Annotated in this window: 13 protein-coding genes; 2 read left to right on the top strand and 11 right to left on the bottom strand. The window is 42.3% G+C overall.

What is annotated here, in order from left to right:
- Positions 1-42 precede the first annotated feature (42 nt).
- The 11 genes from modA to surE form a co-directional block, all read right to left on the bottom strand.
- On the bottom strand, positions 43-915 hold the full coding sequence (gene modA / locus ACT3QQ_RS09055) for a molybdate ABC transporter substrate-binding protein (protein ID WP_444527755.1): 873 nt from the start codon (positions 913-915) through the stop codon (positions 43-45).
- Entirely contained in the window at positions 908-1399 is a 492-nt protein-coding gene (locus ACT3QQ_RS09050; RefSeq protein ID WP_444527754.1) for a molybdenum cofactor biosynthesis protein MoaE, read from the bottom strand. Before ACT3QQ_RS09050 ends, modA begins: the two co-directional genes overlap by 8 nt.
- 63 nt (positions 1400-1462) lie before the next feature.
- Positions 1463-1744 (bottom strand): MoaD/ThiS family protein, encoded by a 282-nt coding sequence (locus ACT3QQ_RS09045; RefSeq protein WP_444527753.1) that lies wholly within the window; start codon positions 1742-1744, stop codon positions 1463-1465.
- 101 nt (positions 1745-1845) lie between these two features.
- The gene (moaC, locus tag ACT3QQ_RS09040; protein WP_444527752.1) at positions 1846-2352 is read right to left on the bottom strand and encodes a cyclic pyranopterin monophosphate synthase MoaC; all 507 of its coding nucleotides are present in this window, start codon (positions 2350-2352) and stop codon (positions 1846-1848) included.
- 30 nt (positions 2353-2382) lie between these two features.
- Positions 2383-3081: a molybdenum cofactor guanylyltransferase gene (gene mobA / locus ACT3QQ_RS09035; protein WP_444527751.1), complete on the bottom strand. Its 699-nt coding sequence runs from the start codon at positions 3079-3081 to the stop codon at positions 2383-2385.
- Positions 3082-3133: 52 nt separating this feature from the next.
- On the bottom strand, positions 3134-3664 hold the full coding sequence (gene moaB / locus ACT3QQ_RS09030) for a molybdenum cofactor biosynthesis protein B (RefSeq protein WP_444527750.1): 531 nt from the start codon (positions 3662-3664) through the stop codon (positions 3134-3136).
- A gap of 94 nt (positions 3665-3758) precedes the next feature.
- Positions 3759-4871 (bottom strand): GTP 3',8-cyclase MoaA, encoded by a 1113-nt coding sequence (moaA, locus tag ACT3QQ_RS09025; protein WP_444527749.1) that lies wholly within the window; start codon positions 4869-4871, stop codon positions 3759-3761.
- A 130-nt stretch (positions 4872-5001) separates the two neighbouring features.
- Entirely contained in the window at positions 5002-6297 is a 1296-nt protein-coding gene (locus ACT3QQ_RS09020; RefSeq protein ID WP_444527748.1) for a molybdopterin molybdotransferase MoeA, read from the bottom strand.
- A gap of 406 nt (positions 6298-6703) precedes the next feature.
- The gene (locus ACT3QQ_RS09015) at positions 6704-8002 is read right to left on the bottom strand and encodes a lytic murein transglycosylase (protein ID WP_444527747.1); all 1299 of its coding nucleotides are present in this window, start codon (positions 8000-8002) and stop codon (positions 6704-6706) included.
- A gap of 69 nt (positions 8003-8071) precedes the next feature.
- A complete protein-coding gene (locus ACT3QQ_RS09010) occupies positions 8072-8860 on the bottom strand; it encodes a peptidoglycan DD-metalloendopeptidase family protein (protein WP_444527746.1) in 789 nt (262 codons plus the stop codon).
- Between the two features lie 134 nt (positions 8861-8994).
- Positions 8995-9813: a 5'/3'-nucleotidase SurE gene (surE, locus tag ACT3QQ_RS09005; protein WP_444527745.1), complete on the bottom strand. Its 819-nt coding sequence runs from the start codon at positions 9811-9813 to the stop codon at positions 8995-8997.
- 532 nt (positions 9814-10345) lie between these two features.
- Between surE and ACT3QQ_RS09000 the strand changes: the two genes are divergently transcribed.
- Positions 10346-10780, top strand: a complete 435-nt coding sequence (locus tag ACT3QQ_RS09000) for an MCR_0457 family protein (protein ID WP_444519392.1) — start codon at positions 10346-10348, stop codon at positions 10778-10780.
- A 492-nt stretch (positions 10781-11272) separates the two neighbouring features.
- Positions 11273-12439, top strand: coding sequence for a D-alanyl-D-alanine carboxypeptidase family protein (locus ACT3QQ_RS08995; RefSeq protein WP_444527744.1), 1167 nt, complete (start codon positions 11273-11275; stop codon positions 12437-12439).
- Positions 12440-12446: the final 7 nt, after the last annotated feature.

The following is a 12446-nucleotide window of genomic DNA, read 5'->3' as shown; positions in this document are numbered from 1 at the left end:
TGTCACTGCTCGTTCTATGATGAGAGGGGTTAGTCTAACGTATTACTGGACGGCCAGATAGCCTGCTTGTAAGAAGTGCTGCTGCCCTGCTTTTGAGCGCAGGTAGTCGGTGAAGTCTGCTGCTTGATCAGTGTTATGAACGATTATCCCATCTTGTAAGATAGCTGGATAAGACGTTGGCAGCAAAGTAATAAATTGCTCAGGCTTGGCTTTAATCGCAACAAGCTGAGACTGTGCGACAAAACCATAGTCCACACTACCCGTATGCGCATATTGAAATGCTTGACCGATATTCTCTGACTGTATCAAAATTTTTTGAGCATTCAACTTATCATATATATTCTGTGATTGCAGATAGGCTTTTGCAGAGGCGCCATAAGGAGCAAGGTCAGGGTTAGCGATAGCTACTTTGCTGTCCTGAGTAAAGTCAGCACTGGTAAACACATCACCTAGCGATGTTGGCGTAAAATTATTTAAAGGTTTGGTGACACTATAGAGCGCTAATTGACCTCTGGTATACGTAAAAGGCTTGGTTAGTTTACGCTCTTCATTAGTAGTACCAGCTGAATTTTTATCAGCCAATTTAGCAGGAAAATCTTGATTGGCAGACAAAAATATATCATAAGGTGCCCCTGCTTTAATTTGCGCATATAACTTACCAGAAGAGGCATAAGTAACTTCAATATTTGAGATACCTAAAATATTTTGGGAAGACGAGCTGTTATCAGTCTGATAGCTATCAATAATATGAGGTAGTACATCAGATAAGTTAGCAGCCGCAGCGATACGCAATGTGTGAGGTTGCTCAGTGATATCATCAGCAAGCGGCGTATTAGCGTCTTTGTCTTGCGTACAAGCATTTAGCAACAATAGTAGACAAGCAGATACACAGACAATAACTGATGACTTAACCATTATTGCTAAGCCATTTAGACGAATCGTCTTCGTAGTATTCTTGCTTCCATACAGGAATATCCGCTTTGATGGTATCTAATATCCAACGACAAGCATCAAATGCTGGATAACGGTGCGCTGACACTACTCCAACCCACACAGCCACATCACCAATTTCTAGAGCACCAATTCGATGTATCGCAATAGCATGCGTAATTTCAAAACGCTTTTTGGCCTCCTCTATAATGGCACGGCCCTGATTGATTGCCAAACCTTCATAACCATAATAGGTAAGGCGATCAACGCTGGTGGCATTATTATGGTTGCGCACTCGCCCTTCAAAGCAGACAAACGCACCGCAGCTGTCATTATCTAACGTGCTTTTAAGCCTATCCTCATCTATAGCAATATCTAGTAGCGCAAAACCATCACGCTCGGCGATAAGGTAAGCTTCGTCAGCACTACGTTTGATGGTCATTGAGTGGTCGTGGACATTATCGGTCATGTATTTTCTCTGCTTGCTCTACTTATATTGGTTCTGGCTTTATAGCTTATTAATCAGTCTCATTTAACCACCAGCGACTGGGGTAATAAAAACCACGCTATCACCATCATTTATCTGGTCAGTCCATTTAGCAAAGTAGTCATTTACTGCAACGCGTAGCTCTGACTGCAAACGGCTAAAGCGATGCTTTTGGTTAAGCTGTTTGTATAGTTCAGTTAGTGACGTATCCTGCTGTACGCTAACTGTCTCTTGCTGACACTTGGCCTCGTCAGCCAAACTGGCAAAATACATGACATTGATATTCATTGTTGATTCGATATCAGCTGTCATATCGATAACACTCATAAAACTCTCCCTCTTATGCAATCTTCCTTGCTTGGCATTTAGCATATTTTTATTGATTAATTGATTGATTGACTGATGACACACTCTACAACTTTGTCACTTTAAGCATGACTATAATCTGACTTGCCACCTGTCTTTTTCACCAGATGAATATCATCTATAACGATGTCATGCGATAGCGCTTTGGTCATATCATAGATAGTTAAGCAAGCAACGCTAACCGCTGTCAACGCCTCCATCTCGACCCCTGTCTTATGCGTGACTTTGACCACCGCACTGACCATGACACTACTGAGCGCATCGTTATACTCAAAGCTTAAACCGATCTTATCTAGTGGTAGTGGATGACAAAGCGGTATAAGGTCATGAGTGCGTTTGGCCGCCATAATACCAGCGATATGAGCTGTTTGTGTGATGCTGCCTTTTTTAGTCATTCCATCAGCTGCTTTAATCTTCGCATAAATCTCACTGGGAAAGCGTACCTGACCAGTAGCATTAGATTCTCGCGTCGTTGCTGTCTTACCACTGACATCAACCATGGTAATATCACCATCACTGTCTAAGTGAGATAAAGTAGATTGCTGATTTATCTGAACGCTGTCACTCATTTATATAACCTTTCTTATGTGATATTTTTTTTATTTTTGTAGAGCGGCACATGCCTGCTTAAAATCTTCAGGTGTATTGAAGTTGGTTAGATTTTGCCACACTTTGCTAAATGGTACAGGTTGCATAATCGGCTCAATAAACTGCATCACCTTACGCTGTCCGCTATCTATATAGACCTTCAAATCAGGTTCGATGTTTAACTGATACAGCCCTAACAATGGATATAGGTGACTGTCGTCTTTTAGGCAAATTACTTTCTCATCGGCGGCAAGGCTCTTTTCACATTGTAATTTCTGCCACAAGTCAGTTGCTGGTATTAGGCTATCGCAGCTGATAACCAGTAACCACGATACTTGTACGTTTTTTGATGCGCCTGAATCATTCAAACCGACCAATGTTTGTAAGGCTGATTCGATAGCGACCAATGCGCCGCCAGTATCGATCTGCTTATCAGAATCAGAACCGTAATCACTAATATGTATAACAGGCAAATTAGGGTTCTCTAGATTTATATCTGAACCAACTTGAAAACCACGCCCATTATCTGCAATCAATATAGGAGTATTTAACTTGCTCGCATGACGAACATGATAGTCTAGCAGCTGCTCACCTGACGGTAGCGTCAACATTGCCTTAGCCGTTCCCATACGTCTCGATGCCCCGCCTGCCAAGATAACCACACCGGCTAAACTGGCCAAATTATCCAAAGTATTTGAGCGCTGTGTCATTATACCTTTACCATCAAACTCAATTGTATATCACTCATAGCTCAATCGTGGCTTAAGTATGATTGGGATTTTGTACCAAAAAATGCGGCACGAAGTTACACGGACGAGTACGACTATCAAACTGATCTTTTAGGATATTTTCCCAACCAGTACGGCACGCACCAGAAGAGCCTGGTAAACAGAATATACCCGTACCATTAGCCATGCCAGCAACTGCTCGCGATTGTACGGTAGACATACCGATCTCATCTTTTGAGACTAGACGGAACATTTCACCAAAACCATCAATCGACTTATCAAACAGTACACTCACAGCTTCTGGCATGCTATCTCTGATAAAGAACCCTGTACCGCCAGTTGTAATAACCGCATGAACGTCTGGACTAGCAATCCAACCACTAATGACTGCGCGAATCTGGTAAATATCGTCGGTGATTAATTGACGATCTGCCAAGTGATGCCCTGCTTCGGTCAAGCTATCTACTAAGTACTGGCCTGACGTATCCTCTGCCAGCGTCCGGCTATCAGAAACGGTCAATACAGCGATATTAAGTGGTGTAAATTGTGCAGCAGGCTTACTCATAGATAATCCTTTATAGGTGTTATTTTGTAATGATATTCAAGATGCGTTGTATCAAAAAAGCTATGTTAGAAAATGATTGCAGGCTCAAAATATCTTAGCCGCCGATGATCGACAGATTGTGCATGATGCCACTATTAGAATCATGCAAATGATGGTGCTCAGGCTTAATTGGCATAAAGCTATGTAAAGTGTTCACCAGTCCTTGGATATCGTCTTGCTGTAAGTATGGACGGATATCATAGTTGCCTTGATCAAATAGACACAAATGCACCTTGCCCTGGCTACTTACCCGCAGGCGATTACAAGTATCACAGAAGTGCGCCGCATATGGCGCAATCATACCGATACGACCGACATACTCGGGATGGCTGTACTCTACTGCTGGCCCATCGGCACTACCGCGCTCGTGCGGCTGCCAACCATTCTCTAACAAATAATCAGTGATAATATCAGATTGAGCATGCTGAGCAAAAAACAAATCGCTATTGTCACTGGTCTGCATAAATTCAATAAAGCGATAGGTCACTTGTCTGTCTTTGACATAGTCAATCGCCGTGATTAAGTTCTCAAAGGCAGTCTCTGCCATTAGGACACTATTTATTTTCAGTTTAATATCAGTTGTTTCTAGCAATGTATCCATGTCAGCCAATATTTGCGGCAAGGTATCAAAGCCTGTCATCTTGTGAAAAGTAGCGGCATCGAAGCTGTCCATACTGATATTAAGCTGATCGAGTCCAGCAGCTTGCCAGTTAGCTATATGTTTACCTAATTTATAGCCGTTACTGGTCATCGCAACCGTCTCAATACCGTCCGTTTGTTTAATCGTTTTGATAATTTCGACAACATCACGACGAATAGAAGGCTCACCACCCGTGATTCTAACTTTCTTAGTCCCTACTTGGGCAAAGCCGCGTACCAAGGTCGCAATTTCAGAGATACTCAGCTCATCATCAGGGCGCTTACCTTGATAGCCATTTGGTAAGCAATATTCGCAACGAAAATTACAGAAGTCAGTAATCGACAAGCGCAAATAAGTCAACCGGCGTGAAAACCCATCGGTCAACGGCTGGTGATATTCACTCATTTGTTCAGTAGGCACAACTGACGAACGCTCTATGTAGCTATCAGATAATGCAGGTGCTAAGCTCGGTGAATACAGTTGTGGGCTATCTATTTTATGTTTGTCATCTATGTTGTCATCAATCATATGTTACTGCCATCAGTACTGCTTACTATAAGCACTACTTTGTTATTCGTGTTTAGCATACCAGTGTAAGGTTATAGGATTGCTTTTTAGTTTTGTGCGACCACCTTACAATAAATTGGCAAACGGTGAATTAGCGATGTAGCCAAGGAAACGGTTGTACAACGACGTCATGACCAGCTGCTACATTACCACTGTCTTTGTCCAACACAATAAAACAGTTGGCGCGGCTCAGCTGCTTGATTCTATGTGACTGCTGCCTTGAGAAGCACTCAACTTGATAATGACCTGTCTCGTCACGTGACAATACGCCGCGCTGAAAGTCTTTGCGGCCGGGAGATTTTCTAATGTCACTGGTGAGTTTGGCTTTGATAGTTAGTGGCATCGGTTGCTCTGATACGCTAGCACCTGACATTTGCCATAATGCAGGTATCACAAACTGTAGCGTACCCACAACCGTAGAGAGCGGGTTACCTGGTAGGCCAAAATACAATACTGGCTTATCGAGGTTTTTGTTCAACTCACCAAATACAAAAGGCTTACCAGGCTTCATCGCCACTTTATAATGGTTAATCTGACCTAACGTTTCAATTACAGTGGTTAAAAAATCATAATCACCAACTGACACACCTGCAGTAGAAACCAGTACATTACAGTCTTGCATGGCCTCATTGATCGCGATCGTTGTCTGCTCTAAGTTATCAGGGATAATGCCATAATCACGAATAGTGATAGGCAGATCTGATAGCAGGCTTTTGAATGTTGGGGTATTGGAGTTATATATTTGAGCGAGGCTTTGCAGCTCATTACCAATAGCTACAAGTTCATCACCTGTTGCCAGCACACCGACGACGAGCGGCTGATACACATCAACTTGGCTAACACCAAGGTTCGCAAGTAAGCTAATATCTGCAGGATTCAGGCGCTTGCCAATTTTTAAAACGGCTTCACCAGACTCAATCTCCTCACCTTGTGAGCGAATATTATTGTCAACTTTGGCCGTTTGCGTGAGCGTGATGTTATATGGTCGAGATTTATCAACGGTCGCTCTGATATCTGCAAAGTTTGTATTCTCTTGCATAATAACCGTATCGCAGCAATCTGGCACAACTGCACCAGTAAAAATCCGTACCCCTTGCCCCGCTGCTGTTTCACCAGTATAAGCACTGCCAGCTTGCGACTCACCAACGATTTCTATCGTACTGTTTTCTGATAACTCACTACCTATGGCAATCGCGTAGCCATCCATTGCAGACAGGTTTTGTCTCGGCACATCGAAGGGAGAAGCAATATCTTGAGCCAGTATATAATTTAAGCTGTCTAACAACTCTCGAGTGTGAACGGCTCTTTTTTGTAGCGGAAAGTCGGTAATATGATAATTATCTATCCGTTGCTGTATCGCAGCTTGTAATTCTTCCATGGTAATCATAAGGTCACGCTCTTTCTGTTGTTCTAATTATTTATAATCGAAACTGTTATTAAAAATGGTCTTTGTAAAATGTCATTAGAAACTATGGGTAAAAGTCATCGTTAAAGAATACATTATCTAGAGTCTATCATTCAAAGTATCAACTTTCTTGTATTAACCTTGTCCTGATAAGTTTTAGATGAAATCAGATTGAACTGGTCTCAGTATTTGATATTTATTGCATTATTCATTGAGTTAAAGATGTCGGTAAAATCAAACATAGATTGAGACAAAAAAAGCACCTAGGCAAGGTGCTTTTTATAGAAAAAAGTAAACTAACGCCTAATGACCAGTGGTTAATGAATAGTGACTAAGTACAATTAAAAATAGTCACCTTTATCCACTGTATCATCGTAGCTACCTTAGCTCACCAAGACGCTAATGAAGACGCACTGTTTTGAGTAATGAAACCATCTGGCGTCTGACCATTATCTGCTTGCCAGCGCTGGAACGCCATGCGAGTATTGGTACCCACGATACCATCAGCACCTTTGGTATCATAACCCATACTAGTCAAACGACGTTGTAAGTTAGTCACTTGCGTGGTCGATAATGGACGTTCATAACGAGGCCATGACTTTCGTAGACCGCTTTGTCCATCAATTGACTTACCAAGCAAGCTTACTCCTAGTGCATAGCTAGATGAGTTGTTATAGACTTTAATTACATCAAAGTTTGGGCTCAACAGCAATACTGGACCGTCCTTACCGGCTGGCAACCATAGCTCCATCTGAGTATTGGCATCTAAGTAAACATCCTCTATCGTATCAACGCCCATCGCAGCCCATCTAGCAGCAGGTTGTTTGCTACCAACTACTGAGTAATCAAACGAAGCTGGTACGGTTGCCTCGTAAAATGGCGCTAAGCCACGAACCCAACCTGAGTTACTGAGATAGTTGGCCGTTGACGCTAGTGCATCACCAGTGGCCCAAGGGTTACGATGTCCATTTCCATCACCATCGACCCCTTGTTTGAGCCAAGTCTCAGGGATAAACTGTGTTTGCCCCATACCGCCAGCCCAAGAGCCATCGAGCTGTGACCATGATACGTCACCACGCTGTAGCAGGGTCGCTAACGATAGTAGCTGCGTTTCAGCGAACGCTTGACGACGACCATCATAAGCAAGGCTAGCAAGGGAACTTGGCAAATCGCTATTGCCCGTTACAGCGCCAAACGATGACTCCATACCCCATATCGCAGCGATAATTTCTGCATTAACCCCATACTGAGACTCTAGCTGAGACAAATAAGCACGTTGCTCGGCAAATTTGCGCTTCCCTACACTGACACGTCCACTTGATACCGCAGAATCTACGTATTCCCATGGCATCTTAGAAAACTCAGGCTGGCCCGAGTCTAACGATATCACTTGTTGATTTAGATAAGCAGAATCGAGTAATCGATTGATCACTTGGGTATCATAGCCTGACGATATGGCACGCATAGAAAAGTCTGACTTCCAATCAGAAAAGCTAGTATAGCTAGGTTTGGGCGCAGGCTGCGGCTTGACCACTGGTGCAGGTGTTGGCTTGACCTGAACGGTTTGAGTTTGAGTAATCTCAACGCCGCCTTGACGAACAGGTTTACTCTGCATTGCCTGTTGGCTTGTACACCCAACCATCACTAATGCTGGCACAAAGGTGAGGTATTGCTTTTTTAATCTCATAAAAAATCTCAAACATGAATAAATAAAATGACTCACAGTCGCCAAGCTATCCGTAGCTATTATTTAAATCTAACGCCCAAGTACGCTACGCGGGTCAATAGGATTACCATTTAAGCGAACTTGAAACTCTAAGCCTACCTCATTGGTTTGACCACTGCTACCCATACTAGAAATACGTTGACCACGCTGTACTGTATCGCCTTCTTTTACTAGCAATTGACTGTTATGCGCGTAAGCTGTGATGTAATCATCGCTATGACGAATCATAATTAGATTGCCATATTCTGGTAAACCATTGCCTGAGTAAAGCACAGTTCCCGATTGACTGGCAAGTACTGGATCACCAACTTTACCTGCAAACCACATACCCATATTACCTGCGGCAGGGTCAATATTACGCGTCACTGGATTGCGCGTAGGATAGTCATAACCAGAGGTTGAGTTGGCAGTGGCTTCATAGGCTGGTGTTTGAGATTGGGTCACAGGTGGCGTATAAGTTGGTTGAGATTGAACTGGGGCACTGTAGCGATTGTTACTTGCAGTAGTTGCCGCATTGCCTTGCCACAGTTTAAGCCATTGACCACTATAAATCGTGTATTTACTATCTAAATTGTTCATCGCCCCAATTTGACGATAGTTCAATCGATAGCGCCCTGCAATTTGGCTGACCGTATCGCCGCGTTGTACACGATGATAGTTAGGGACGCCTTGCGCGTTAGTAATAATCTTAGGACCTGCCTGGTTCGCTGATTGATATGTAGGCTTAGTTGCACAACCGACTACAGATAGAGTAGCGACTGCCATAGTACCGATCAACGCGGCTTTAACAAGGTGCGCTCCAGCTATGATTTTTTTCATACAAGGTTCCTATTCTTTGTGTTGCTCTTTCATGGTTTAATCATTCAAAAGCTCTTGATATCACTCAAAAGTTTTTGACATTCTCATAACACGGTTGTGTTTAGTACGCTGGTGTGGATGATATCTTATAATGTTTATAGCGCAAGTGTTGATAATCTATCTAGCGCTACCGTTGGCGTATGATGTAGACATACTGGTGACAAGCTGACATACCTTGCCTCTATGGCTTGATAATCCGTCATTGCATCCTGATTCACCTGCATCGTATCAACTGACGTCTCTAATGGTCGCCCACTTTTACATTTGCGTAGAGATAACCAATACGCATCCCGACCCCGAGGATCTATCATGTGACGTACTGGCTGAGCAACTTGCTTATGACCTAATGAGGTTATTTTTCGACCCTTGATATCATCGGTATGCTGCACGTCAGGAATATTAACGTTTAATACATGATAGGGCAAACTTTTGAGAACCTCTAAAATCGAAGTTTCAGTAAGCAGTTTGACAATTTCATGTGCAGCCACTTTATAATCACTGGCCGATTCTTGTCCGCCATTTTTGACGCCCCCACCTACCAAAGACGTTGCAATAGCAGGAATACCAGATAGTTGCGCAGTCAATGCAGCACCGAACGTACCAGAGAACATCACATCTTGCCCCAAGTTAGCCCCTGAGTTAATGCCTGTAACTACACAGTCAAAATCAGTATCACGATATAACTCATGTAATGCTAAATAAATACAATCAGCTGGTGAACCGTTTACCGCTACAAACTTAGAGGGCAGCTGGTGCGTATGCAGTGGTCTTGAGACACTCAACGCGCTAGCATAACCGCTTTGTTCATCATTGGGGGCGACGACGACCACTTCACCAATAGCTGATAATGCTTGAGACAGTGCCAATAACCCTGGCGCATATACACCGTCATCATTACTAATTAAAAATCTCATTTCTACTCAATATGTGGTTAATATTTTATTACTTACATTTCTATTGAATAACTCTGCTGTCGTATAGTCTCTGATTAAAACAGCCATCAAATGACGATAACCATATTCAAAGTACAAGCATATTACTTTAATTTTCCAACAACATGACGCTTCAGTCTAGTAAAAAATAATCATTTTGATGGCATAGGCGATTATAACTGAATAATATAAAGACACGAACCCTGTCTTGAGCAAAGTATCATTCTTAGTATTACGCTGATGATTATATGATAAAAATAACGTGACAAAATCTGCGTCAAATAGACAGTAATTACTCGATTAAGCATCGCGTTACAATACGCAACACCCTACAACAATACAAACCGATGTAATGATACTGAAGTAACGTCATTAGGGTATGCTACTGATATGTTGCTAAAAAATGGTTTTGGCTCACAAGATATCTACACATAAATCAATATTTTATGTGACTTTTGTTTTCTTACCGATTAACATATGACCATTAAATAAAGACGAGCGAGTGTAATACTGAATGAATAAACAATCGATATTATCTATAGCTTCTGTGATAGCAAACACTGCCTCAAAAGTTGGGATTGCAGGATTGATAACATCTGTTGCTATGCTGTCTCAAGCTTCTAATGCTGCAAATGATTCTGGTACGACCATTCCGCTAGACCTATCTGGTATCAACATTACTAAGCACGAAATTGCAGTAATGCAGGTGCTATCAGAAATATGCCCACCAATGCTAAACGGCAAGCAAAAACAGCGGTTTTATAAGTCGTATACTGTCCAATTGCATGAACTGATGCCGACTTTAGAAGATCCAAAAGCTGCTATACAATATTTATCTACACAACAGGACTATCGTCAGATACTTCAAGGTATTCGCGGTTGGACGATGGGATTCTCGAAGCAAGAAAACAAAGCACTATGTCAAGATTTAGCGAACGCAGACTACTAGACACTCAGTTAGCTTAGTTCTGTTACTAGCATTATAGTTTGCGAATGACGATATCAATAACAACAAAACAAACGCTATATACCTTTTATAACGTTGACTAGGCAAACCTCATCAACTAATTGTTTAAGTATCTATAGCACCAAAGCTTGCTGTCACTTCACTTGTTAACCACAAGCAGTGCAGCAGGCTTTTTTATGAGCATTAAATTTTCTGTCATAGAAATTGGTCAGATTATAGTTACGACGAATATATGATAGGCCTCTGTTTTTCTTTTCAAGCTGACCTTATTTTTGCATTTATCGATTCCCCATCGGTAGTCATTTTGCTAAGATAAGGCGTTAATTTTATGTCTATTGTGTAGGCGTCACTATTTTTGCCAATACATTATTTTAAACACTGCATCTAAAACATGCTGCTTAAAATAATGTATGAAAATAGGTACAAAACATAAGCGATAAATACATTTGGTTCCATGATGCGGTGTAATGATATATGACAGTAAAGCGTGTGAAAAACCAGCTGATACAGCTGGTAGTTGGTGTAAGTATCTCGATGAGTGCAGTAATGGCAAACGCGGCCATACAACCACCTGAGATGGATAATACAGCCTATGTGTTGATGGACTATAACACTGGCGAAATTTTGGCCCAAAAGAACGCCAATGAGGCACTACCGCCAGCATCTCTAACTAAGATGATGACCAGTTATATCATTGAGCAGCGCTTGGAGTCAGGTGATCTGAAAGAAGATGATCAGGTATTGATGAGTCCAAACGCATGGTGCCGTGGTAGTAGCAGCCAATCTTGTATGTATGTGCCTGTGAACAAAACCGCCAGCGTCATCGACATGCTACGCGGTATTATCATTCAATCAGGTAATGATGCATCAAAAGCCATGGCTGAACATATCGCTGGCAGTGAGGAATCATTTGCAATCCTGATGAACGAACAAGCGCAAAAAATTGGCATGGAGAACTCTAACTTTGTCAATGCTACTGGTATGCCTGATGAAGGCCATTTAGCATCCGCTTTGGATTTGTCTAAACTTGCTCGCGCTATTATCAAAAACAGTGGCGACTACTATAGTATCTACGCAGAAAAAGAGTTTACCTATAATGGCATTACTCAAGGTAACCGTAATGCTTTGCTCATTACTGACCCAACAGTTGACGGCCTAAAAACTGGCCATACAAATGCCGCAGGTTACTGCTTAGTCGCCTCTAGTAACCGTGAAGGCATGCGCTTAATATCTGTCATTATGGGTACAAAGAGCCAACAGGCGCGCGCTGATCAATCACGTGAGCTACTTAACTGGGGCTTCGGGCACTTTACAACCGTTACCAAAGCACCCACTGTACAGTTTGTCAGCAAGCTTCCAGTATGGTTTGGAGAAGCTGACGAAGTAGAATTGGCAACTGGCGACAACTTGCAAATTCTAACCAGCAAAACACAAAAAAATAAAATCACAACGGTGGTTGACGTTCCTGAGAGCTTAGAAGCACCGATCAAGAAAGGTCAGGAAGTTGGTAAAATGATGGCTGTCATCGATGGTAAAGCGGTAGCTTCAGTTCCCATCATTGCAACCAATAATATCGAACAGTCAGGCTTTATGAGCCGTACTTGGGAACATATCGTTCGCTGGGTCAAAAATCTTTTCTAAGAGGATT

This window comes from Psychrobacter sp. AOP7-A1-24 (genome assembly GCF_052376235.1).
In the GTDB taxonomy this organism is placed as follows: Bacteria; Pseudomonadota; Gammaproteobacteria; order Pseudomonadales; family Moraxellaceae; genus Psychrobacter.
The sequence above is the reverse complement of the archived record's forward strand: the minus strand, read 5'-3'. Positions and strand labels throughout refer to the sequence as shown.

Coding starts and splice junctions, on each gene's coding strand:
- modA (WP_444527755.1), bottom strand. CDS start 915: ATGGTTAAGTCATCAGTTATTGTCTGTGTATCTGCTTGTCTACTATTG.
- ACT3QQ_RS09050 (WP_444527754.1), bottom strand. CDS start 1,399: ATGACCGATAATGTCCACGACCACTCAATGACCATCAAACGTAGTGCT.
- ACT3QQ_RS09045 (WP_444527753.1), bottom strand. CDS start 1,744: ATGAGTGTTATCGATATGACAGCTGATATCGAATCAACAATGAATATC.
- moaC (WP_444527752.1), bottom strand. CDS start 2,352: ATGAGTGACAGCGTTCAGATAAATCAGCAATCTACTTTATCTCACTTA.
- mobA (WP_444527751.1), bottom strand. CDS start 3,081: ATGACACAGCGCTCAAATACTTTGGATAATTTGGCCAGTTTAGCCGGT.
- moaB (WP_444527750.1), bottom strand. CDS start 3,664: ATGAGTAAGCCTGCTGCACAATTTACACCACTTAATATCGCTGTATTG.
- moaA (WP_444527749.1), bottom strand. CDS start 4,871: ATGATTGATGACAACATAGATGACAAACATAAAATAGATAGCCCACAA.
- ACT3QQ_RS09020 (WP_444527748.1), bottom strand. CDS start 6,297: ATGATTACCATGGAAGAATTACAAGCTGCGATACAGCAACGGATAGAT.
- ACT3QQ_RS09015 (WP_444527747.1), bottom strand. CDS start 8,002: ATGAGATTAAAAAAGCAATACCTCACCTTTGTGCCAGCATTAGTGATG.
- ACT3QQ_RS09010 (WP_444527746.1), bottom strand. CDS start 8,860: ATGAAAAAAATCATAGCTGGAGCGCACCTTGTTAAAGCCGCGTTGATC.
- surE (WP_444527745.1), bottom strand. CDS start 9,813: ATGAGATTTTTAATTAGTAATGATGACGGTGTATATGCGCCAGGGTTA.
- ACT3QQ_RS09000 (WP_444519392.1), top strand. CDS start 10,346: ATGAATAAACAATCGATATTATCTATAGCTTCTGTGATAGCAAACACT.
- ACT3QQ_RS08995 (WP_444527744.1), top strand. CDS start 11,273: ATGACAGTAAAGCGTGTGAAAAACCAGCTGATACAGCTGGTAGTTGGT.